The organism is Streptomyces sp. col6 (assembly GCF_008042035.1).
Taxonomy (GTDB): domain Bacteria; phylum Actinomycetota; class Actinomycetes; order Streptomycetales; family Streptomycetaceae; genus Streptomyces.
The window spans coordinates 360,170-380,860 of the sequence record NZ_RDBL01000002.1 but is presented as its reverse complement, the minus strand read 5'-3'; the positions used below and the strand labels follow the sequence as shown (position 1 = coordinate 380,860).

General features: G+C 72.9%; 17 protein-coding genes and 1 pseudogene. 6 read left to right on the top strand and 12 right to left on the bottom strand.

Going from position 1 to position 20,691, the window contains the following annotated elements:
• Positions 1-17 precede the first annotated feature (17 nt).
• Both EAO73_RS01855 and EAO73_RS01850 read left to right on the top strand, forming a co-directional pair.
• Positions 18-1,082, top strand: a complete 1,065-nt coding sequence (locus tag EAO73_RS01855) for a DUF917 family protein (protein WP_147969688.1) — start codon at positions 18-20, stop codon at positions 1,080-1,082.
• On the top strand, positions 1,075-2,529 hold the full coding sequence (locus EAO73_RS01850; protein WP_147969687.1) for a M20/M25/M40 family metallo-hydrolase: 1,455 nt from the start codon (positions 1,075-1,077) through the stop codon (positions 2,527-2,529). Before EAO73_RS01855 ends, EAO73_RS01850 begins: the two co-directional genes overlap by 8 nt.
• Before the next feature lie 7 nt (positions 2,530-2,536).
• Here EAO73_RS01850 and EAO73_RS01845 read toward each other — a convergent pair whose 3' ends face one another.
• From EAO73_RS01845 to EAO73_RS01820, 6 genes are all read right to left on the bottom strand, one after another.
• On the bottom strand, positions 2,537-3,142 hold the full coding sequence (locus tag EAO73_RS01845) for a class F sortase (RefSeq protein ID WP_147969686.1): 606 nt from the start codon (positions 3,140-3,142) through the stop codon (positions 2,537-2,539).
• A gap of 49 nt (positions 3,143-3,191) precedes the next feature.
• Complete coding sequence (locus EAO73_RS01840; RefSeq protein WP_147969685.1) at positions 3,192-3,860, bottom strand: hypothetical protein; 669 nt, start codon at positions 3,858-3,860, stop codon at positions 3,192-3,194.
• Positions 3,861-4,066: 206 nt separating this feature from the next.
• Positions 4,067-4,906 carry an ATP-binding cassette domain-containing protein gene (locus EAO73_RS01835; RefSeq protein WP_147969684.1) on the bottom strand — a complete coding sequence of 280 codons (840 nt, stop codon included), beginning with the start codon at positions 4,904-4,906 and terminating at the stop codon, positions 4,067-4,069.
• Entirely contained in the window at positions 4,903-6,639 is a 1,737-nt protein-coding gene (locus EAO73_RS01830; RefSeq protein ID WP_147969683.1) for a dipeptide/oligopeptide/nickel ABC transporter permease/ATP-binding protein, read from the bottom strand. The genes EAO73_RS01835 and EAO73_RS01830 overlap by 4 nt, the downstream gene beginning before the upstream one ends.
• Complete coding sequence (locus EAO73_RS01825; protein WP_147969682.1) at positions 6,636-7,577, bottom strand: ABC transporter permease; 942 nt, start codon at positions 7,575-7,577, stop codon at positions 6,636-6,638. Before EAO73_RS01825 ends, EAO73_RS01830 begins: the two co-directional genes overlap by 4 nt.
• A 29-nt stretch (positions 7,578-7,606) precedes the next feature.
• Positions 7,607-9,136, bottom strand: a complete 1,530-nt coding sequence (locus EAO73_RS01820) for an ABC transporter substrate-binding protein (RefSeq protein ID WP_147969681.1) — start codon at positions 9,134-9,136, stop codon at positions 7,607-7,609.
• A gap of 159 nt (positions 9,137-9,295) precedes the next feature.
• On the opposite strand from EAO73_RS01820, the gene EAO73_RS01815 reads away from it, so the two are divergent.
• Positions 9,296-9,925, top strand: coding sequence for a TetR/AcrR family transcriptional regulator (locus EAO73_RS01815; RefSeq protein WP_147969680.1), 630 nt, complete (start codon positions 9,296-9,298; stop codon positions 9,923-9,925).
• 1 nt (position 9,926) lies between these two features.
• Here EAO73_RS01815 and EAO73_RS01810 read toward each other — a convergent pair whose 3' ends face one another.
• Entirely contained in the window at positions 9,927-10,847 is a 921-nt protein-coding gene (locus tag EAO73_RS01810) for an SGNH/GDSL hydrolase family protein (protein WP_147969679.1), read from the bottom strand.
• Positions 10,848-11,149: 302 nt separating this feature from the next.
• Here EAO73_RS01810 and EAO73_RS01805 point away from each other — a divergent pair, with 302 nt between their 5' ends.
• Positions 11,150-13,450 (top strand): glycoside hydrolase family 3 C-terminal domain-containing protein, encoded by a 2,301-nt coding sequence (locus EAO73_RS01805; protein ID WP_147969678.1) that lies wholly within the window; start codon positions 11,150-11,152, stop codon positions 13,448-13,450.
• Positions 13,451-13,519: 69 nt separating this feature from the next.
• Here the strand turns inward: EAO73_RS01805 and EAO73_RS01800 are convergent, their stop codons facing one another.
• Together EAO73_RS01800 and EAO73_RS01795 are read right to left on the bottom strand one after the other, a co-directional pair.
• Complete coding sequence (locus tag EAO73_RS01800) at positions 13,520-14,107, bottom strand: TetR/AcrR family transcriptional regulator (RefSeq protein ID WP_147969677.1); 588 nt, start codon at positions 14,105-14,107, stop codon at positions 13,520-13,522.
• A gap of 10 nt (positions 14,108-14,117) precedes the next feature.
• Positions 14,118-15,413, bottom strand: coding sequence for a glycoside hydrolase family 1 protein (locus EAO73_RS01795; RefSeq protein ID WP_147969676.1), 1,296 nt, complete (start codon positions 15,411-15,413; stop codon positions 14,118-14,120).
• A gap of 220 nt (positions 15,414-15,633) precedes the next feature.
• On the opposite strand from EAO73_RS01795, the gene EAO73_RS01790 reads away from it, so the two are divergent.
• Positions 15,634-17,202, top strand: a complete 1,569-nt coding sequence (locus tag EAO73_RS01790; RefSeq protein WP_147969675.1) for a family 20 glycosylhydrolase — start codon at positions 15,634-15,636, stop codon at positions 17,200-17,202.
• A gap of 7 nt (positions 17,203-17,209) precedes the next feature.
• Here EAO73_RS01790 and EAO73_RS01785 read toward each other — a convergent pair whose 3' ends face one another.
• Positions 17,210-17,884 (bottom strand): winged helix-turn-helix domain-containing protein, encoded by a 675-nt coding sequence (locus EAO73_RS01785; RefSeq protein ID WP_147969674.1) that lies wholly within the window; start codon positions 17,882-17,884, stop codon positions 17,210-17,212.
• Positions 17,885-18,039: 155 nt separating this feature from the next.
• Here EAO73_RS01785 and EAO73_RS01780 point away from each other — a divergent pair.
• Positions 18,040-18,873: pseudogene (locus EAO73_RS01780) on the top strand (isocitrate lyase/PEP mutase family protein); the annotation flags it as partial.
• Here the strand turns inward: EAO73_RS01780 and EAO73_RS01775 are convergent.
• Both EAO73_RS01775 and EAO73_RS01770 read right to left on the bottom strand, forming a co-directional pair.
• Positions 18,835-19,431 carry a hypothetical protein gene (locus EAO73_RS01775; RefSeq protein WP_147969673.1) on the bottom strand — a complete coding sequence of 199 codons (597 nt, stop codon included), beginning with the start codon at positions 19,429-19,431 and terminating at the stop codon, positions 18,835-18,837. The pseudogene EAO73_RS01780 and the gene EAO73_RS01775 sit on opposite strands and share 39 nt — an antisense overlap.
• 14 nt (positions 19,432-19,445) lie before the next feature.
• Positions 19,446-20,609, bottom strand: a complete 1,164-nt coding sequence (locus tag EAO73_RS01770) for an ROK family glucokinase (protein ID WP_147969672.1) — start codon at positions 20,607-20,609, stop codon at positions 19,446-19,448.
• Positions 20,610-20,691 lie beyond the last annotated feature (82 nt).

The following is a 20,691-nucleotide window of genomic DNA, read 5'->3' as shown; positions in this document are numbered from 1 at the left end:
CCACCCTGGGAGAACCCGTGAAGCGACAGCTCACCCATGACGACATCCGCGCGGCCGTATACGGCGGTGCCGTACTGGGCGGAGGAGGCGGCGGGTTCGTCGAGCGCGGCCTGCGGACCGCCGGACTCGCCCTCCAGGTCGGCACGCCGGAGCTGTGGAGCGCCGACGAGTTCGCCGACGGCGACCTCACCGCGACCGTGGCCCTCGTCGGCGCCCCCGCCGCCCCGGACCCGCAGGTGCTGCCGACCCATCTGCTGCGCGCCCTGGAGCTGCTGCGTCGCGAACTCCCGAGCCCGCTGGTCGCGCTGCACACGAACGAGAACGGGGCGGAGACCACGATCAACGGCTGGTTCCACTCGGCGCTGACCGGCCTGCCCGTCATCGATCTGGCCTGCAACGGCCGCGCCCATCCCTCCAGCCAGATGGGGGCGATGGGCCTGCACCGCCGCGAGGGCTACCGGTCCAGCCAGGGCTACGCGGGCGGCAAGCCGCACGCCTACGTCGAGGGCGCCGTTTCCGGCCGCCTGGACGCGACCTCGAATGTGGTGCGCCGCGCCTCCGTGGAGGCGGGCGGCTGGGTGGGCGTCGCCCGCAATCCGGTCGAGGTCGGCTACGCGGTCCGCAACGGCGCACCGGGCGCCATCGGTTTCGCCATCGAGCTGGGGCACCGCTTCCTGGCCGAGGGCACGGCCGGCGCGGCAGAGCACCTGGGCGGCGAGATCGCCGCTTCGGGGACGGTGCGCGAGTACCGCTGCGAGCAGCGCGAGGGCTTGGACGTCGGCGTCGCCGTCCTCGACGACGCGGCGGGCACCACGCTGCACTTCGTCAACGAGTACATGGCGCTCGACCTGGCCGGCGGGCGCCGGGCCGCGTTCCCCGACCTGATCACGACGTTCGACGGGGCCGGGCAGCCGCTCGCCTCCGCCGATGTCGAGGTGGGAATGCGGGTCGAGGTCCTGGTCGCCCCGGCGGAGAACCTGCTGCTGTCGCCGACGATGTACATGCCCGAGGTGTACGCCCCCGTGGAGACACTGCTCGGCATCGAGTTCGCCCCGGCCGCGCAGGCGCTCGCCCATGTCTGAGCCGACCGTCGCCGCCCCGGGCCCCGTACGGGAGTTCTGCGACGCGCAGTGGGAGACCGAGGTCCTTCCGCTGGTCCGGGACCACATCCGCGTCCCGGCGGTCAGCCCCGCGTACGACCCGGAGTGGGAGGCCCGCGGGCACCTCGACCGGGCCGTCGACGCGGCGGCGGCCTGGCTGCGCGCAGTGCCGCTGCCGGGACTGCGGACCGAGGTCCTGCGCGCGCCCGGCCGTACGCCCCTGGTCTTCTTCGAGGTCCCCGGCGAAGGTGCCCGGTCCGAGGAGGTCGTCCTCTTCTACGGCCATCTGGACAAGCAGCCCGAGGGCGACGGGTGGAGCGGCGGACGCACCGCGTGGGAGCCGTCCTTCGACGGCACCCGGCTGTACGGCCGGGGCGGAGCCGACGACGGCTACGCGCTGCCCGCGTCGCTCACCGCGATCCGCGCCCTGGCCGGACAGGGCGCGGCCCGGCCCCGGTGCGTCGGTGTGTTCGAAGCCGGGGAGGAGTCGGGCAGCCCCGACCTGGACCACTGGTTCGCGGTCCTGGCCGGCCGGATCGGCGAGGTGGGCCTGGTGGTCTGCCTGGACTCCGGCGCGGGCGACTACGAACGGCTCTGGCTGGTCACGTCGTTGCGCGGGGCCTGCGGCGGCACGCTGGACGTGCGGGTACTCGGTGACGGCGCTCACTCCGGGGACGCCGGAGGCGTGGTGCCGTCGTCGTTCCGGGTGCTGAGGCAGGTGCTCGACCGCCTGGAGGACAGCGCGACGGGCACGCTGCGCCCCGCCGTACTGCACGCCGAGGTCCCGCCGGACCGCCGGGAACAGACCCGCGCGGCGGCGGCACTGCTCGGCGACGGGGTGCGGGAGCGTTTCGACTGGTACGAGGGCACCTCTGCGGTGGCCGCCGATCCCGGGGAACTGCTGCTCAACCGGGCGTGGCGGCCCAGCCTGGAGGTTACCGGGGCGGACGGACTGCCTCCGGTGGGCTCGGCCGGCAACGTGCTGCGCCCGCACACCCGGGTGAAGCTGACATTGCGGCTGCCGCCCACGGTGGACAGCGCGACGGCCGTCGCGGAGCTGGGCAGGCTCCTGGAGGCGGACCCGCCGTACGGAGCAACGGTCCGCTTCAGGCCCGACCGGGTCCTCGCGGACGGCTGGCACGCACCGGCCGAGGAGCCATGGCTCAGCGACGCGTTGTCGGAGGCGAGCCGGGCCTGCTTCGGCGGGGCGGACGTGGCCCGCATCGGGCAGGGCGGCACCATTCCGCTGATGGGGAAGCTGTCCCGGCAGTTCCCCGGGGCCCAGTTCCTCGCCTGCGGAGTGCTGGGCCCGGGGGCCAACGCCCACGGGCCGAACGAGTCGCTGCACGTGCCGTACGCGCGGCGGCTCACCGCGAGCCTGGCCCTGACCCTCAACGCCTTCGCCAACCGGGAGCCGCAGGCGGGGTGAGGACCCGTCAGACCTTCTGCTTCTTCAGTGACGTGAGATGGGCGAAGACGACGACGTTGGAGGCGTAGCCGTCCTTCTTGTTGAAACGTCCGCCGCACGTCATCAGCCGGAGTTCCGGGCGCCCGGTGCTGCCGTACACCTTGTCGTCGGGGAACTTGTCCTTGGTGTACGTCTCGACCGCGTCGACCGAGAAGACGGCGGTCTGCTTGTCGGCCCGGGTGACCGTCACCTTGTCGCCCTTGTGCAGGGCGTTGAGGTTGAGGAAGATCGCCGGCCCGGTCTCCGTGTCGCGGTGGCCGACGATCAGGGAGGTCCCCTGCTCGCCGGGCGAGGGCCCGTCGCTGTACCAGCCCACCTCCCTCGGTCTGCTCATCGGCGGGGCCCCCAGGTGGCCCTTCTTGTCGAGCCCGAGGCCGGTGACCGGCGCCTCGATGAAGATGGCGGGCACCGCGACCTTCACCGGCCGCGACGGCGACAGGGGTGCGTGCGAGGCCGGCCGGTCGCCGCCGCCCGCGGCGTCATTGCCGTGGGCGGCGGCGACCGGATCGTCGGACGAGTCGGAACTCGCCCAGACGATGCCGGTCACCAGCGAGAAGGTCACGCACAACGTCATCGTGAGACGACATGCCCGGCTCGGGCCCCGTCGGCGTCTTCTGCGCGGACTATGCCTCGTTGCGGGCACGGCGGCGTGCGGCTCGGCGGACCATGATCAGCCCAGCGGCTCCGGCGGCGCCGGCCGCCAGCGCGGCGGTGGTCCCGATGTTCGAGTCGCTCTCGGAGCTGACGCTGTCCATGTCCGGAACACCGCCGCCACCGGCGGGCACCCCGCCGGAGGGCTGCTCGTAGCCGCCCTCGGAACCGGCCTCGGAGCCCGAAGCGGCCGAGCCGCGCTCGCTGTTGCCGGCGGAGCCGTTGTTGCCGGCCGGCTTGGTGCAGTCGACCTTGAACGCCTTGTTCTTCGGGCCGGACGGAACGATCCACACCAGCTGGTACGTGCCCTCGGGGAGCAGGTACTCCTGGCTGCGGGCCGAGCCGTTCACCAGCGGCAGGGTGCTGGCCAGGGTGTCCCCCGGGGGAACGGTCGGGGGCTGCGCGGTGATGGTCCACGGGACGGCCGGCATGTCGCCGAAGTTGCTGGCCTGGAGGACGAACTTGCAGACCTCGTTGCCGTCGCCACCGCGCGCCGCCCAGCCGCCCGAGCGGATGTCGATGTCACCGCTGTCGCCGGGGGCGGCGTAGGCGGCGGACGCCCCGCCCAGCGTGGCTGCGGCGACGGCGATCGCGGCGGCCGCGCGAGCGCTGCGGGAACGGGCAGAAGCGGACATACGCATGCTGAACTCCTTCGAGCCGGGATGATTGTCGTACTGATCAACCGATCGCCTAAGAGATGCCATGACTCTCGGGATAAATACGGCGTAACACTCTGAAAAGTGCGACAAGTACCCTGAGTAGCCGATAGCGGCTCTGCCCGAAGCGGGCCGTACACACGAACGGGGCGCCCGTCGGACGCCCCGTTCCGTACCGCCTTCCCTGCAGGTCAGACCTGGGATGCCCCGGCTCCGGCCGCCTCCCGGCGCCTGCGCTGCTCGGCCACGTCCGCCACCGGCGAGGCGAGCAGGAGGGTGCGCGTGTACCGGTGTGCCGGCTCCGTGGTGACCGTGGCGGCGTCGCCCGTCTCCACGATCTCGCCGCGGTGGATGACCGACACGCGGTGGCTCATGAAGCGCACGACGGCCAGGTCGTGCGAGACGAAGAGGTACGAGACGCCCGTCTCCTCCTGGATCTCCAGGAGCAGGTCGAGCACCGTCCGCTGGGTCGTCAGGTCCAGCGCGGACACCGGCTCGTCGCAGATGACCAGCCGGGGCCGCAGGGCCAGTGCCCGTGCGATGGCGACCCGCTGCCGCTGGCCCCCGGAGAACTCGCGGGGCAGCCGCCCCGCCGCGTCGGACGGCAGATGGACGCGCTCCAGCAGCCCGGCGACCCTCCCCCGGGCCTCCCGCGCGCTCGTCCCCTGGCCGATGAGCGGTTCGGCGAGCGTGTCGCCGATGGTGCGGGACGGATTCAGCGAGGTGTACGGGTCCTGGAAGATGACCTGGAGGTCGCGGCTGAGGGCCCGGCGGCGGCGCGCGTCGGCGTGTTCGATGCGCTCGCCGTCGAAGGTGACCGAGCCGGAGCGGACCGGGACAAGCCCGAGGACCGCGCGGCCGATGGTGGACTTGCCCGAGCCGGACTCGCCGACCAGGCCTAGGGTCTCCCCGGGCCGGACGGACAGGGCGACGCCCTTGAGGACTTCGGTGTCCGGGGCGCGCCAGCCCTTGCCGGGGAAGGAGACCCGCAGGTCGCGCACATCGAGCAGGGCGTCGGGGGTCTTCTTCATGCGGTGACGGTCCTTGCTTCTCGGGGCTTCCAGGGGGCGCGGGCCGGGGCGTCGTCGAGCACGGCGGCCAGCAGGGTGCGGGTGTACGGGTCCTGCGGTGCGCCGAGGATCTGTTCGGTGGTGCCGGTCTCCACGATGCGGCCGGCGTTCATCACGGCCACCCGGTCGCAGACGTCGGCGACGACACCGAGGTTGTGGGTCACCAGGAGGACGCCGAGGCCGCGTTCGTCCCGGAGCCGGCGCAGCAGGTCGAGCACTTCGGCCTGGACGCGTACGTCGAGCGCGGTGGTCGGCTCGTCGGCGATCAGGAGGTCGGGGTCGCAGGACATCGCGCCGGCGATCAGGACGCGCTGGGCCATGCCGCCGGAGATCTCGTGCGGGTAGAGGCGCAGGGTGCGGTCCGGGTCGGGGATCTCGACGAGGCGGAGCAACTCCCGTGCCTTGTCGGCGGCTTCCTTGCGGCCGAGTCCGAGGTGGTGGCGTACGGGCTCCATGAGCTGGTTGCCGATGGTGAAGGCGGGGTCGAGGTTGCTCATGGGTTCCTGCGGTACGTACGCGAGGGTGCGGCCACGCAGCGCGCGGTGGTCGCGTTCCCGCATCCCCGCCGTCTCGCGGCCGTTGACCGTGATGCTGCCCCGGGTGACGCGACCGCCCTCGGGCAGCAGGCCGAGCACGGAGAACGCGGTCTGCGTCTTCCCGGACCCCGACTCCCCGACCAGGCCGACGATTTCACCGGGGCGCACATCGAGGTCGACGCCGTGCACGACCTCCTTATCGGTGCCGTCGGGCCGGGCGTAGGCGACGGTGAGGCCGCGCACGGACAGCAGCGCGGCGCGCGGTGCGGCGGAATCGGCGGACTCCGCGGGCTCGGCGGCCCGCACGGCGCGCCGGCGGCGGGCGGGCCGGGGCGCCTGGTCCTCCAGGGCGTCGCGCACGGCTCCGGCCAGCAGGACGAGGGCGCAGTTGGTGAGGCCGAGGGCGAGGCCGGGCCAGAGGATGAGCCGGGGAGCGCGCTGGATGTTCTGGAACGCCTCGTTGAGCATGGCACCCCAGGTCGCCGTCGATCCGCTGCCGACGCCGAGGAATTCGAGTCCGGCCTGGAGGGCGATGGCGATGCCCGCGACCAGCGCGACCTGGATGATGATGGGGCCGCGTACGACGGTCAGGACGTGCCGGGCGACGATCCGCGTGTCGGAGAGGCCGGAGACCTTCGCGGCGTCCACGTACAGCTCGCCCCGGACGTTGGCGACGATGCCGCGCACCAGGCGGAAGAAGCTGGGCGCCACCAGCACGCCGAGCACGATCATCAGGACGTGGACGTCCGGGCCGAGGATGGCGCGGGAGGCGAGCAGCACGACCATGGCGGGCAGGGCCATGACGAGGTTGACGGTCCAGTTGGCGACGGAGTCGAACCGGCCGCCCCGGTATCCGGCGAAGAGTCCCGTGGGCACGCCGAGCGCCAGGGCAATGGCCAGGGCGAGCAGCGCGCCGCCGAGTGTGGTGCGTCCGCCGTACAGCACCCGGGCGAGGATGTCGCGCCCCGCCGAGTCCATGCCGAGGGGGTGGCCGCCGCTCGGGCCGGCGAACGCCTGGCTCAGCGAGGAGGCGCCCGGGTCCTGCGAGGCGATCACGGGAGCCAGGAGGACGGCCGCGACGATGAGCAGGAGCAGTGCGGCGGAGAGTCCGCCCAGGGGGTTGCGCAGGACCCTGCGCAGGGTGCGGCCGGTACTCATGCGACCCTCGCCTTGGGGTTGAGCCAGCCGATCAGGATGTCGACCAGGAGGTTGATCAGGACGACACCGACCACGGTGAGCATGACGAGGGCCATGATCACGGGGATGTCGCCGCGGGTGGTGTAGGTGACGGTCATGGAGCCGATGCCGGGGAGTCCGAAGATCTGCTCGACGAGCACGGCCCCGCCGAGCAGGCCGACGAACTGCATGCCGAGCACGGAGAGCGCGGGCGCCGAGGCGTTGCGCAGGACGTGCTTGAACACGATGCGGGACGCGGGCAGTCCGCGGGCGCGCAGGGTGCGTACGTAGTCCTGGCGCAGGGCGTCGATGACGGCGCCGCGCACCTGCTGGGAGACGCCCGCGACGGAGGCCACCGACAGGGAGAGCACCGGCAGGGTGATGGTGGACAGCCAGCCACTGGGCGATTCGGTGAAGCCGGTGTACCCGATGGCGGGGAACCAGCGGAGCCGTACCGCGAAGACCAGGACCAGGACCAGGGTGAGCAGGAATCCCGGCAGGGCGTACCCCACGACACCGAGCACCTGCACGAAGCGATCGGCGGCTCCGCGCCGCACCCCGGCCCACACCCCCAGCAGGAAGGCGAGGACCGTGGTGACGGCGGTGACGCCGAGCATCAGGCTGGCGGTGACCGGGAGGCGGTTGCCGACGGCCTGGCCCACGTCCTCGCTCGTGAACCAGGAGGTGCCGAGATCGCCCCGGACGGCGTGGGCGAGCCAGCTCCCGTACTGCTGGAGCACCGGCTCGTCGAGGCCCAGCGACGCGTTCTTGGCGTCGATGGCGCTCTGGGACGCGCTCTCCCCGAGCAGTTGCCGGCCCACGTCGATGTGCGGGACGGATAGCAGCAGATAGGAGAGGAAGGAGATCACCACCAGGAGCACGGCTCCCGAGGCGATCCTGCGGGCGATGAAGTTCAGCATGACACTCGGTATCCGTCGGCGCGGGTGCGCTACTTGGCGGGCGCATAGTTGTAGATCGAGGGGACGGCCATGCCGGACTGCGGCGAGATCTTCACGGTCCCGTCCGAGACGTGCAGGTAGCTCATCCGGTAGAAGGGGAGGAACCAGGCGTCCTCGACGAGGTGCTGGTTCAGCTCGCGCGCGGCGGTCTTCGACTCGGCCTCGGTGCCGGACTTGAGGGCGGGCAGCAGCTTCTGCGTCACCTTGTCCGTGGTGCCGAACATGTTGAACGCCCCCGGGGTGACCAGTTCGTCGGCCGCCGCCCAGTCCGAGGTGGACTGGCCCATGTTCATGACCATGCCGGAGTACTGGCGGTCCTTGAACACCTTCTGGACGGCCGAGGCGCCGTCGAGCGTGTCCCAGACGAGCTTCACGCCGACGGCCTTGAAGTCGGACTGGAGGGATGCGGCCAGCGCGTCGTTGACGATCGCGGTGATCCTCGGCAGCTTCAACGTGAAGCCCTTGGAATAACCAGCCTGCTTGAGAAGGGACTTGGCCTTGGCGGGGTCGTGCGCGTAGTACGTGTCGAGCTTCTTGTCGTACGCCCGGGTCTCGGGGCCGAAAACCTGCGAGGTGGTCTGCCCGCGGTTCTGGCGGATGCGGTCGAGCATCGTGTCGCGGTCGACCGCGTAGTTGAGCGCCTGCCGCACGCGCGGGTCGCGCAGGGCGGGGGTGATCTTGCCGTCGCGGTCGAAGAGCAGCAGACCCTGGAAGTCGAACTCCTGCTTCTGCGTCGTGACGTCGGTCTCGATGGCTGTCTGCTGGTCGGCGGTCTGCAGGAGGGCCGCGTTGATCTGCCCGGTCTTGAGGCCGTTGGTGATCGCGGTCTCGTTGTCGAAGAAGCTGAAGGTGATGTTCTTGTACGGAAGCTTCTTGCCCCAGTAACCGGCGTTGCGCGTGTAGGACCACTTGGTGCCGACGGTGGTCCGCGTCTTGTCGAGGCGGTACGGACCGGTGCCGTCGGGGGTGGTCTTGAGGCTGTCGGCGTTCGCGAACCGCTTGGGGTTGGCCATCAGGCCGGGCGCGTCGCTGAGGTAGAACTCCATCGCCGGGTTGGGCTGCGCGAGCTCCAGCGTGACGTGGGTGGCGTCGGTGACGTCGACGGCCTTCAGGTCGGCGAGCCACTTGGCGGAGGCGCCGCCGCCCTTCTGGAAGCGCTCCATGTTGGCCTTGACCGCCGCGCCGTCGAAGGCGGTGCCGTCGGCGAACTTCACGTCCTTGCGCAGGGTCAGCGCGAGGTGGGTGCGGGTCTTGTCGTACGTCCACTCCGTGGCGAGCATCGGGCTGAAGGTGCCGTCGGGCTCGCGCTTGATGAGGGTGTCGTACACCGCCTGGAAGTACGGCAGGGCGCTGCCGGTGGCCACGGCGGGGTCGAGGCTCTGCGGGAGGGTCATCGTCGCGATGTTCAGCGTGGACGATCCGGCGCCCGCGGCGCCGCCGCCTTCGCCGGCGCATCCCGCGAGGGCGAGCGAGGCCGCGACGCAGGCGGCCACCGTCGCGGTTCGGGAGGTTCTGCTCATGTCTTTCGCTCCGTCTGGAGAGCCGGGGGCACCGCCCCGGCGAAGATTGCGGGTGAGCCTACATACGGAATTAACCACTTGGTAGGTTTTTGCTCGGTGGAATCAACCAGCCGGTAAGTTCTGCCCGACGAGGACCGACCGCGGCAGGAGACGACCGAAGTGACCGACCCCGCACCCGAGGCGACCCGGCGGCTGTCGAAGGGCGAGCGCACCCGCGCCCGCATCCTCGACTCCGCGACCGAGCTGTTCGCCCACTCCGGCTATCTCGCGGTCTCGCTGCGCGACATCGCCGCCCACGCCGGGCTCACCCATGCCGGGCTGCTGCACCACTTCCCGGGCAAGGAGGCCCTGCTGCTCGACGTGCTGGGCCGGCGCGACCAGCTGGACGGACGCCGGCTGTTCCCCGGCGTCCTGGCCCCGGGTGACCCGGAACCGGAACCCGCGGAGCGGCTGCGCCGGCTGCTGGACGTGGTCACCCGCAACGCGGGGACGCCCGGCCTGGTCGCGCTGTACGCGAAGCTGTCGGCGGAGGCGTCCGATCCGGAGCACCCCGCGCACCTCTACTTCGTACGGCGCTACCAGGTCCTGCGCCGCGAGACGACCGGCCTGCTGGCGGAGCTGTTCGCGGCGGCGGACGCACAAGACGATCCGGCCACCGTGGCCCAGCAGTTGCTCGCCCTGATGGACGGGCTCCAGACGCAGTGGCTGCTGGAGCCCGGGGCGGTCGACATGGCGGAGCAGGTCCGCGCCTTCCTCCGGCGGTACGGCGTGGAGGCGGGGCGCGGCTGAATCAGTGACCGAGGGCGGCGAGGACGGCATCGGCCATGCTCCTGTGTCCGGACGCGTTGGGGTGGAAGCCCGCGCCCTGGTCCGAGTCGGCCGGTTCGATCCAGCGCACACCGGCGGCCTGACAGGCGTCGTGCCCGACGGACGGGCCGTAGGTGTCGACGTACCCGGCCCCGTGGGTGCCCGCGCGCTGCGCCATCATCGCGTCGAGCTGCTTCTCCTTGTCCCGCACCCAGCCGAAGTCGCCCTCGGCCAGCGGGATCGTGGCGCGGCAGGAGCCGCCGTCGTCGGGCAGCAGCGAGGGGTAGCCGACGAGCATCACCCGGGCCTGCGGGGAACGGGCGTGGATCGCGTCGAGCACCGCGTCGAGCTTTGGTGCGGTGGCGTTGATGCGGGAGCCGATCTCGTCCGTGCCGAACAGGGTGAAGCTGCTCCTGCAGGGCGAGCCGTGCGGCGCGAGGTACCCCACCAGCACGCAGCGGGTGATGACCCCGGCCAGGTCGAGGTCGTTGCCGCCGACGCCCAGGGTGACCAGGGTCGTGTCGGGCCGCAGCGCGTCGAGCTGCGGCGCCACCGTGTCCTGCGCGCCCGCCATGTGCGTGGTGTCGGCCCCGGCGCAGGTGACGTCCGTGAACGAATCGGCGCCCACCGCCGCCGCCACGAGCGAGGGGTAGTTGCGGTCGGAGCGCCCGCAGACGGTGTCGGTCTGCTGCGGAATGCCGGGCCCGGAGCTGTACGAGTCGCCGAGCGCGACGTAGCGCACGGCGTCGCTGGACGCCGGGGCGGCGGGGGCCGCGACGCCGGGCGAGGCGGCGCCCGCCAGCAGTGCGACGGCCGCCGCCGCCGCGAGGGCCAGGCGCGGGGCGCGGGACGGGTGGCCCGCCTCGCGGCGCGCGGGGGTGGTCGACCGACCGGATACCGACATGACCGTTCCTCGATTCATGGGAGAGCGGAGCCGACGGGGCGGACGGCAGCAGAGAGCTCATCGGAGCGGACCGCCCGAGCACGAAAACCGTACGGTGATCGGTTTCTGACCGTCAAGAGTCGCGACCGAAATGAAATCCGGCCGATCGAGGGGCCGCCGGACGCCGCGCGCGGGGACCCTTGACAGCGAAAACCGATCACCATACGTTTTTGGGTCGCATGCCGTCTTGCCCCGATTCGCTCCACCGGACGGCACGGCCCGCCCGGCCGCCCCTCCTTCACGAAAGCCCGACAGGTACCCGTATGACTCAGCGATCCGCGCCCCGCCCCTCCCCCGCCGCCGGCCTCCCGCTCGCCGAGAAGGCCGCCCTGACCAGCGGTTCCGGGGACTTCGTCAGCCAGGGGTCCGAGGCGGCGGGCATCCCCGTCGTCCGGATGTCCGACGGCCCGCACGGGCTGCGGCTGCCCCGCGAGAGCGGCGACGGCGGCCAGCTCGACCTGCACAGCGCCGGCCCGGCCACCTGTTTCCCGCCCGCCGTCGCCCTCGGCAGCAGCTGGAACCCGGAGCTGGCCGAGGAGGTCGCCGGTGCCATCGCCGCCGAGGCCGTGGAGCACGGTGTGCACGTCGTGCTCGGACCGGGCATCAACATCAAGCGGTCGCCGCTGTGCGGCCGTAACTTCGAGTACTTCTCCGAGGACCCGCTCGTCTCCTCGGAGCTGGGCGGCGCCATGGTGCGCGGGCTGCAGAACGCCGGGGTCGGGGCGTCCCTGAAGCACTACGCGGCCAACAACCAGGAGACCGACCGGATGCGGGTGAGCGCCGACATCGACGAGCGCCCGCTGCGGGAGATCTATCTGCGCGCCTTCGAACGCGTCGTCCGCCGCGACCGCCCCTGGTCCGTCATGGCCTCCTACAACGGCGTCAACGGCGTGCCCGTCTCGCAGAACACCCGCCTGCTCACCGAGATCCTGCGCGAGGAGTGGGAGTTCGACGGGATCGTCGTCTCCGACTGGGGCGCCGTACGCGACCGGGTCGCCGCCCTCCGGGCCGGCCTGGACCTCCAGATGCCCGGCCCCGGCGGGCGCACGGACCGCGAAGTGGCCGCTGCCGTGGAGTCGGGTGCACTGGACGAGGCGCTGCTCGACCGGACCGTCGACCGCCTCGCCCTCTTCGCCGACCGCACGACGGGCGGGACCGGCACCCCCGGAGTGTTCGACGCGGACGCCTCGCATCGCCTCGCCGGGCGGGCCGCCGACGCGTGCGTGGTGCTCCTCAAGAACGACGACGCGCTGCTGCCGCTGGACCCGGCGCGGGGCAGCGTGGCCGTCATCGGTGAGTTCGCCCGGACACCCCGCTTCCAGGGCGCGGGCAGCTCCCAGGTGACCCCCACCCGGCTCGACGTCCCGCTGGACAGCCTGCGCGAGCTGGCCACGGGCGCGGACGTACGGTTCGCCGCCGGGTACACGCTGCCCGGCGCCGAAAAGGGTCCTTCGGACGCCGAACTGGCCGACGAGGCCGTGCGGCTGGCGGGCAGCTCGGACACGGCGGTGCTCTTCCTCGGGCTGCCGCCGCAGGACGAGTCCGAGGGCTTCGACCGCGACCACCTGGACCTGCCGGCCGCCCAGACGGAGCTGCTGCTGCGGGTCCTGGAGGCCAACCCGCGCGTGGCGGTGGTGCTGTCCAACGGCGGTGTCGTCCGCACCTCGCCGTGGCACGAGCGGGTGCCCGCGCTCGTGGAGGGCTGGCTGCTCGGCCAGGCGGGCGGCGGTGCCCTCGCCCGTGTCCTGTTCGGCGCGGTCAACCCGTCCGGGAAGCTGGCGGAGACCGTACCGCTGCGCCTGGAGGACTCCCCGAGCCACCTCACGTTTCCGGGCGAGGAGGGCAGGGCCCGCTACGGCGAGGGGATCTTCGTCGGGTACCGGGGCTACGACGCCCAGCGCCGCGAGGTCGCGTTCCCCTTCGGCCACGGCCTGTCGTACACGACGTTCGACTACGCGGACCTGGCGGTACGGGAGGACGGCGACGGCTTCCACGTCACGCTGACCGTCACCAACACCGGCTCCGTCGCAGGGCGCGAGGTCGTCCAGATCTACGTCGCCGGGCCGGACGGTTCACGCGTCCTGCGGCCGGTGCGCGAACTGCGCGGCTTCGCCTCCGTGTTCCTGGAGCCGGGCGAGAGCCGCGAGGTGGCGGTGCGCGTGGCACGGCACGACCTGGCGTACTTCAGCGAGCGGGAGGGCCGCTGGAAGACCGAGGGCGGCCGCTACCGCTTCGAGGCCGGCGCCTCCTCGCGCGACATCCGCGCCTGCGCGGAGACCGAGGTGGAGGGCGACCCGTCGGGGCTGCGGCTGACCGGCCGCAACACCCTCGCCGAGTGGTTCGAGCACCCGGTGGGCGGCCCGTTGCTGAGGGAGGCGTTCGCCAAGGCCCGTACGGGCTCCTCGCAGGAGGGCGCGGGCGCGCTGGCCGACCCCGTGATGCGGCGGTTCCTGGCGGGGGTGCCGCTCGACGTCATCTGCGAGTTCCCGCAGAGCCCGCTGTCCCCCGAGAGCCTGCCCGCCCTGGCCGACGAGGTCGAGGCACGCACGGCAACGGCGCTCTGACCCGTACGGGCCCTGAGGGGAGAGGTGGAGGGGCGGCGCGATCGCGCCGCCCCTCCACCTTTGCGCGGTTCAGGCCCCTTCGGACGCCGTACGCGGATCCAGAATCGAGAGCAGGTCCTCGATGGGCTGTTCCATGTCCGTGGACCGGTCGATCAGCCATTGCAGCTGGATGCCGTCGGCCACGGCGATCAGGAGGACGGCCAGCCGCTCCGGCGGCACGGTGGAGCTGATCCGCCCCTCCGCGATCCCGTCCCGGACGAAGTCGGCGACGCGTTCGCGCAGCACCGGGTAGCGCTCGGCGAAGTGGGCGTGGGCGGGGTGGGCCGGGTCGCTGGCGGCGGCGGCCATGGAGACGAACAGCTCGACCAGGCCGGGGGTCTTCGCACCCTCCCGGATGATCTCGCGGTAGGCGTGCGGATCGGCGCGCTCCACCTGCCGCGCACGCGCGGTCTCGTCACGCATGCGCAGGACCTGGGTGAGCAGGTCCTCCTTGGAGTCGAAGTAGTGCATCAGGCCGGGCAGGCTGAGACTGCACTTCGCCGCCACCTTGCGCAGGGAGGTACCGCGGTACCCCTCGGCGGCAAAGATCTCCAGTGCCGCGTGCAGGATCTCGCTGCGCTTGGCCTCGCCCTTCTCGTACGGGCCCCGTTTCGCCATGCCGGTCACCCTAACGCGAGGACGGGGCGGTCACCGAGCCGAGCGGCCCGGCGGCCGGCAGCCGGCGGTCCCGGGCCAGTCCGCCCAGCCAGCGCGCCGACTCCCTGGGCGTGCGGACGAAGGTCTCCCGGTCGACCGCGATGAGCCCGAACGTCGGCCGGTAGCTCCCCCACTCGTAGTTGTCGAGGGCGCTCCAGTGCAGATAGCCGCGTACGTCGATGCCCTCGCCCATCGCCTCGGCGAGGCTCGCGAGGGCGCGCGCGGTGTAGGCGATGCGGCGCTCGTCGTCGTCGGTGGCGATGCCGTTCTCGGTGACCAGGATCGGCACGTGACGGCCGACGACCTCCGCCGTGTGCCGCACCGCATCCCCGAGAGCTTCGGGATAGAACTCCCAGCCCGTGAGGGTCAGTTCGGCGCCCGGGGGCGGGGGCAGGGTGCCGTCGGTCCCGATCCGGTGGCGGGTGTACGCCTGGACGCCGACCCAGTCGTCCTCGCGGGCGGCCTCCAGGAAGACGTCCTCGCGGGGCCACGCGTAGGCGGTCGCGGCGGCCTCGGCGCCCGGTTCGGGCTGGTAGACCTGGTTGGCCACGGTCCAGCCGACCCGGACCCCGGGCACGGTCTCCCGCAGCACGGCGGTGGCGGCCCGGTGGGCGCGGATCAGGGCCCGGATCACCTCGGGGTCCGGGGCGAAGGCGGCCGGGTCGACGGCGGCAGCGCCGGCTTCGCGGGCGGCGTTCGCCCCGTGCGCGACGCTCTCCCAGCCGTGCTCGGCCGCGTACCGCTTGAGGGCGTACATCAGGGCCATGATGTTGGGCTCGTTGATGGTGGCGACATGACGGACGCCCTCGCGCAGGATGCCGGCGCAGGTGCGCACGTAGTCGGCGAACAGCTCCTCCGCGCCGGGGGCCGTCCAGCCGCCGAGGTCGCTGAACCACTGCGGCGAGGTGAAGTGGTGGAGTGTCACCACCGGGGTCAGCCCACGCTCCAGTGCCCCGCGCACCATGGCCCGGTAGTGCGCGACGGCCGCCTGCGAGATCCGGCCGCGCTCCGGTTCGACACGGGCCCACTCGATGCTGAACCGGTAGGCGTCGAAGCCGAGTCCGCGCAGCAGGTCCATGTCCTCGGGCCACCGGTGGAAGCTGTCGGCCGCGTCCCCGCTGGGCTCCTGGACGAAGCTCCCGGGGTGGTTCTCCAGGGTCCACCAGTCGCTGGAGACGTTGTTGCCCTCGACCTGGTGGGCCGAGGTCGACGCTCCCATGAGGAAGCCTTCCGGCAGCGCGAAACCGGGTCCGGCCTCGTTCACCATCGGGTTCTCCTTTCGCCCCGGAGGCGGGCCGTGACCCCACTCCGCGAAAAACGTTCATTGATCGGTTTTCGTGTTAGCGTACAGGTGGCAGCGGTACGGGAGAAGAGGCGGCCGGTCCGGTCTCGCCCCGCCGCCGAACGCCAGGGGAGCCGGACCCGCCGGAACCCGACGCCGCCGCTCCGGCTCCCCGGCCCATCGCGCACGCATCAGGGAGAAGCCCGTGAACGCCCTCATTCCGCACGCCGACACCCGACCGTCCTCCCCCGCCGGCGCCCTGCCCGTCGCCGGCGCGTGGCACGTCCGGGCGGCCGACCCGGCGCTGGAGGAGGTGGCGGCGACCGTACGGGCGCTGCTCGCCCCGCACCTGCCGGACGCGGCCGGCGGCGCGCCCCGCGAACTCGCCCTCGGCCTGGACGACGTGACGTCCGCGGCGCCCCTCGGGATCGCCCCCGGCGGTAGCGCGGACCCGGTGGACGAGGGGTACCGGCTGTGTGTGGACGCCGACGGCATCACGTGTCTCGCCCGCACCCCGGAAGGGGTGTTCCGGGGTGCCACGACGGCCCTCCAGCTCATCGCCACCGCCCCCGTCACCGGTGAACTCCCGTACCAGGAACTGGCGGACGCCCCGCGCTACGCCTGGCGCGGCCTCATGGTCGACCCGGCCCGCACCTTCCTCACCCCGGACGAGGTGCGCCGGGTCATCGACCTCGCCGCGCTCTACAAGCTCAACGTCCTGCACCTGCACCTCACCGACAACGAGGGCTGGCGCATCGAACTGCCCGGCACCCCAGGACTGACGGCGGCGGATGCGGACTTCTACACGGCGGCCGACTACCGCGCGCTCCAGGAGTACGCGGCCCGGCGCTTCGTCACCGTCGTCCCCGAGATCGACCTGCCGGGCCACTGCGCGACGCTCCGGGCGGCCGTGCCCGGACTGCCCCCGGCCCCCGCCCCGGCCGGACTCGCGGACCGCTTCCCCTTCGTCCCCCCGCTCGACCTCACCGACGGGGCGACCCGCACCGCTGTCACCCGCATCCTCACCGAGGTCTGCGCGCTGACGACCGGCCCGTACGTGCACATCGGCGCCGACGAGGCGTTCGGCGCGACCCCGGAGAGCTTCGACGCCTCCGTACGCGAACTGCGCGCGCTCGTCCGCGGGCTGGGCAAGCGCCCGGTGGCCTGGCAGGAGTCCGCACGCGCCGGCATCGGGCCCGAGGACATCGCCCAGTACTGGGTGGACGTGGCCATGATGGACCTCCCGGACACGGCGGAGGAGCTGGCCGCGCGCCCCGAACTCGTGGCCGCCGGGCGGTCCATGGAGATCATCGCGGCGCTCAAGAAGTTCTTCGCCCCCACCGACGACGACTTCCGGCGGGTGGTCGAGTCGGGCGGACGCGTCCTGCTGTCACCTCAGTCGCACCTGTATCTGGACCGCCCGTACGCGGCCGGGTTCGCTCCGCCCGAGCAGGCCGCCGAGGCCGCCCGGCTCGGGTTCGACGGATACCGGCCGCTGGGCGTCCGGCACACCGCGGCATGGGACCCGGCCGCGTACGCCGTCCCGGACGCGAACATCGCGGGCGTGGAGGCCACGGTCTTCGCCGAGCGGTTCAAGGGCTTCGAGGACGTCTCCCTGCTCCTGCTGCCGCGGCTGCCCTCGGTGGCGGAGGCCGCGTGGTGCGGGCGGGCTCCCGCGTGGGAGGAGTACCGCGCCCGCCTGGCCCACCACGGACGGCTGTGGACCGACCGGGACCTGCCCTACTTCGCCTCCACCGAGGTCGCCTGGCGCTGACGCCCGCTCACGCTTCCACCCCGAGCAGTCTCCCGAACGCCTCGCTCCCCTCCGGCGTCACCTTCACCGCCCGCCCCGAGCCGACCCGCCGCACCCAGCCGCGTTCCAGGGCCGTCGTGCACAGGGCCGCGCCGAGGGCGCCGGCGAGGTGGGAGCGGCGCTCGGTCCAGTCCAGGCAGGTGCGGACGAGGGGGCGGCGGGCGCCGGCGGGCTGCCGGTAGTCCAGGGCGTCGGCCAGCCAGTCCCGGCCCGCCGGGGTGACGGCGATCCCGGAGCCCGTGTCGACCAGGCCGCGCGCGGTCATCGCGTCCGCCAGGGCCACGCCCAGCCGGCCCGCCAGATGGTCGTAACAGGTGCGCGCCCGTGCCTCGGCGTCCTGGCGCCCGGAGGCGGCCAGGGTGTGCGGGCGGGGCGTGCCCGGGGCGTACGCGGCAAGCGCCTCGGTCAGGGCGGCGGCCTCCGGGCCGGCCAGCCGTACGTAGCGGTGCCGGCCCTGACGCTCCTCGGCCAGCAGGCCGCCGGCGACCAGGCGGGAGATCTGCTCGCTGGCGGTGGACGCGCCGACGCCCGCGTGCCGCGCCAGCTCGCCCGCCGTCCAGGCGCGCCCGTCCAGCAGCGCCTGGCAGAAGGCGGCCCGGGTGCGGTCGGCGAAGAGGGCGGCGGTGTCGGCGAGTGAGGACATGCCTTCATGGTGCCGCAGGGACGGTTCGGCGGCTGCCGAAGTGTTCCGGCCCTAGCGTGGGAGCCATGAGCCACGCGACGCCCCATGAGTTCAGCCGGTACGCGGAAACCCGGGCGGCCCCCGCCGACCCCGCGCTCGTCCCTCCCCCGCCGGACGCCGACGGGCTGCTCGGGCGCGCGATGACCGCGTTCGCCCGGCTCCACCACCGGGGCGAAGCCTTCCTGCTGCCCAATGCCTGGGACTACGCGTCGGCCGCCGCGCTGGCCGCCGAGGGGTTCGAGGCGGTGGGGACCACCAGCCTCGGGGTCGCGGCGGGCCTCGGCCTGGCGGACGGGGCGGCGGCCACCGAGGAGGCGACCGTGGCCCTGGCCCGGCGGCTGGGGCGGGGTCCGTTCCTGTTCAGCGTGGACGCCGAGGGGGGCTTCAGCGACGACCCGGCCGAGGTCGCCGTACTGGCCCGACGGCTCCAGGAGGCGGGGGCGGCGGGGATCAATCTGGAGGACGGCCGGCCGGACGGCACCCTGACCCCCGTCGGGCTGCACGCAGCGAAGATCGCCGCCGTCAAGGAGGCCGCACCCGGGCTGTTCGTGAACGCCCGCACGGACACGTACTGGCTCGGGTGCGAGCAGGGGCGGACCGCGGACCGGCTGGCGGTCTACGAGCGGGCCGGGGCGGACGGGGTGTTCGTGCCGGGGCTGGCCGACCGGGCGGGCATCGCCGCCCTGACCGCCGCCCTCGTCACGCCACTGAACGTGCTGTACAGCCCGGCCGGGCCCGGCCCCGCCGAGCTGAGCGCCCTCGGCGTGCGCCGGGTCAGCCTCGGCTCACTGCTCTACCGGGAGGCGCTGTCCGGGGCCGTCGCCACCGCCGCCGCGATCCGCGACGGCCGGCCGGTGAAGGGCGGGACGCTGTCGTACGGGGACGTGCAGGCGCTGGCGCCGTCCGCCGCGTCAGGGGGTCGCGGCGGAGACGACGTAGACGACGGGTGACATCGGGTCCGTCATGTCGACGGTGATGTCCTGGGTGGGGCGAGGGTCCTTGTTGGTGTGGGTGGTGCCCGCCCAGGAGACGCCCTTGCCGAAGTACCAGCCGGCGATCTTCGTGTCGCGCTCGCCGATGGTGACCTTGCCGGGCTCCAGGGCCGCGCGGCCGGTGCCGATCGCGGTCAGGAAGCTGTCCAGGCCGTTGGACGTCGTACGGAACTGCGCGTACATCCGGCTGGCCTTCCAGTTGTTCGTCTCGTAGTACTGGACCTCGGTCGCATAGCCGGGGATCGGCACCTCGAAGATCCGGCGCAGCATCCGCGACGGCCAGCCGGGACGCAGTCCCTGCGCGGCGGCCTCGGCGGCCTTGTCCTGGCCGGAGCGGCGGCTCTGGCCCGCCGAGATCAGCAGATAGCCGGCCGGGACGCCGATGAGCAGCACGATGATCGTCGCGGTGATCAGGCGCCGGCGGATCAGGTGCCTGCGGGTCTCGCCCCGCCGCCCCTCTTCGTCGTCCGGCGGCGGGGACTGGCGCGGCACGACGGGGTGCTCGGCTGCGGTCATGGGTGTGGGGGTCCCTACGAGGTGCGGGTGTTGCGGTTGCTGCGGAGGGTGCTCGCGGCCTGGTCGTAGATCTGCGCGTACCGCTCGTACCGCTCGACGCGGCGGCGGTTGGTGCGGCGGAAGCGGCGGGCCACCAGCCGGGCGAGGTCGGCCGCGCCGACCATACCCGCCTCCGGGCCGAGCTGCGCCTTCGCGATCTTGGCCTCGGGGCGGTAGCCGCGGCCGGTGAGGTGGCGCTTGAAGGCGTCCCTGGCCGGTCCGATGAGGAGGTCGTCTGCGGCGCTGACGCCGCCTCCGATGACGAAGCAGGAGGGGTCGAGCGCGGCGGCCAGATTGGCGAGGCCGACGCCGAGCCACTGGCCGATGTCCTGGAGGAGTTCGACGCACATCGCGTCGCCCTCGCGGGCCAGTTCGGTGATGAGCGGTCCCGTGATGTCGGGGATGTTGCCCTTGACCCGCTCGATGATCTGGTGGGCGACCGGGGAGTCGGCGGCGGCCAGCTCGCGGGCCTCGCGGACCAGCGCGTTGCCGGAGCTGTACTGCTCCCAGCAGCCGCGGTTGCCGCAGGGGCAGCGGTGGCCGCCGGGCACGACCTGCATGTGGCCGAACTCACCGGCGACGCCGTACTTGCCGCGCTTGACCTGGCCGTCCTCCAGGATGGCGCCGCCGATGCCGGTGCCGAGCGTGATCATGACGAGGTGGTCCTCGCCGCGCCCCGCGCCGAAGCGCCACTCGGCCCAGGCGGCCGTGTTGGCGTCGTTGTCCACCATGACGGGGACGACGAGCCGGGAGGCGATGGCGTCGCGCAGGGGCTCGTCGCGCCAGGCGAGGTGCGGGGCGAAGAGCACCTTGGAGCGGTCCGCGTCGACCCAGCCGGCCGCGCCGATGCCGACGGCGTGCACGTCGTGGCGGTCGGAGAGGTCGAGGACCAGTTCGACGATGGTGTCCTCGACGACCTTGGGGCTCTTGGACTTGTCCGGGGTCTCGGTGCGCACCGTCTCCAGGATCGTGCCGTCGGCGTCGACGACACCGGCCATGACCTTGGTCCCGCCGATGTCGATACCGACGGTGGGGACCCGGGGCGCCGTCAGATGGGAGCGCCTCTCCCGGGTGCCCACGGTCCGCAGGACGGTGGCGCGGGCGGAGCCGCGGTGTGCGAAGTCGCGGTACGTGCTCATCGTCCCTGGGTGGATCGGTGTGACCGGGAGGGTGTGGTCCCGGTGGCGGACGGCGCCCGTCCGTCCCGATTCTGCCACTGCC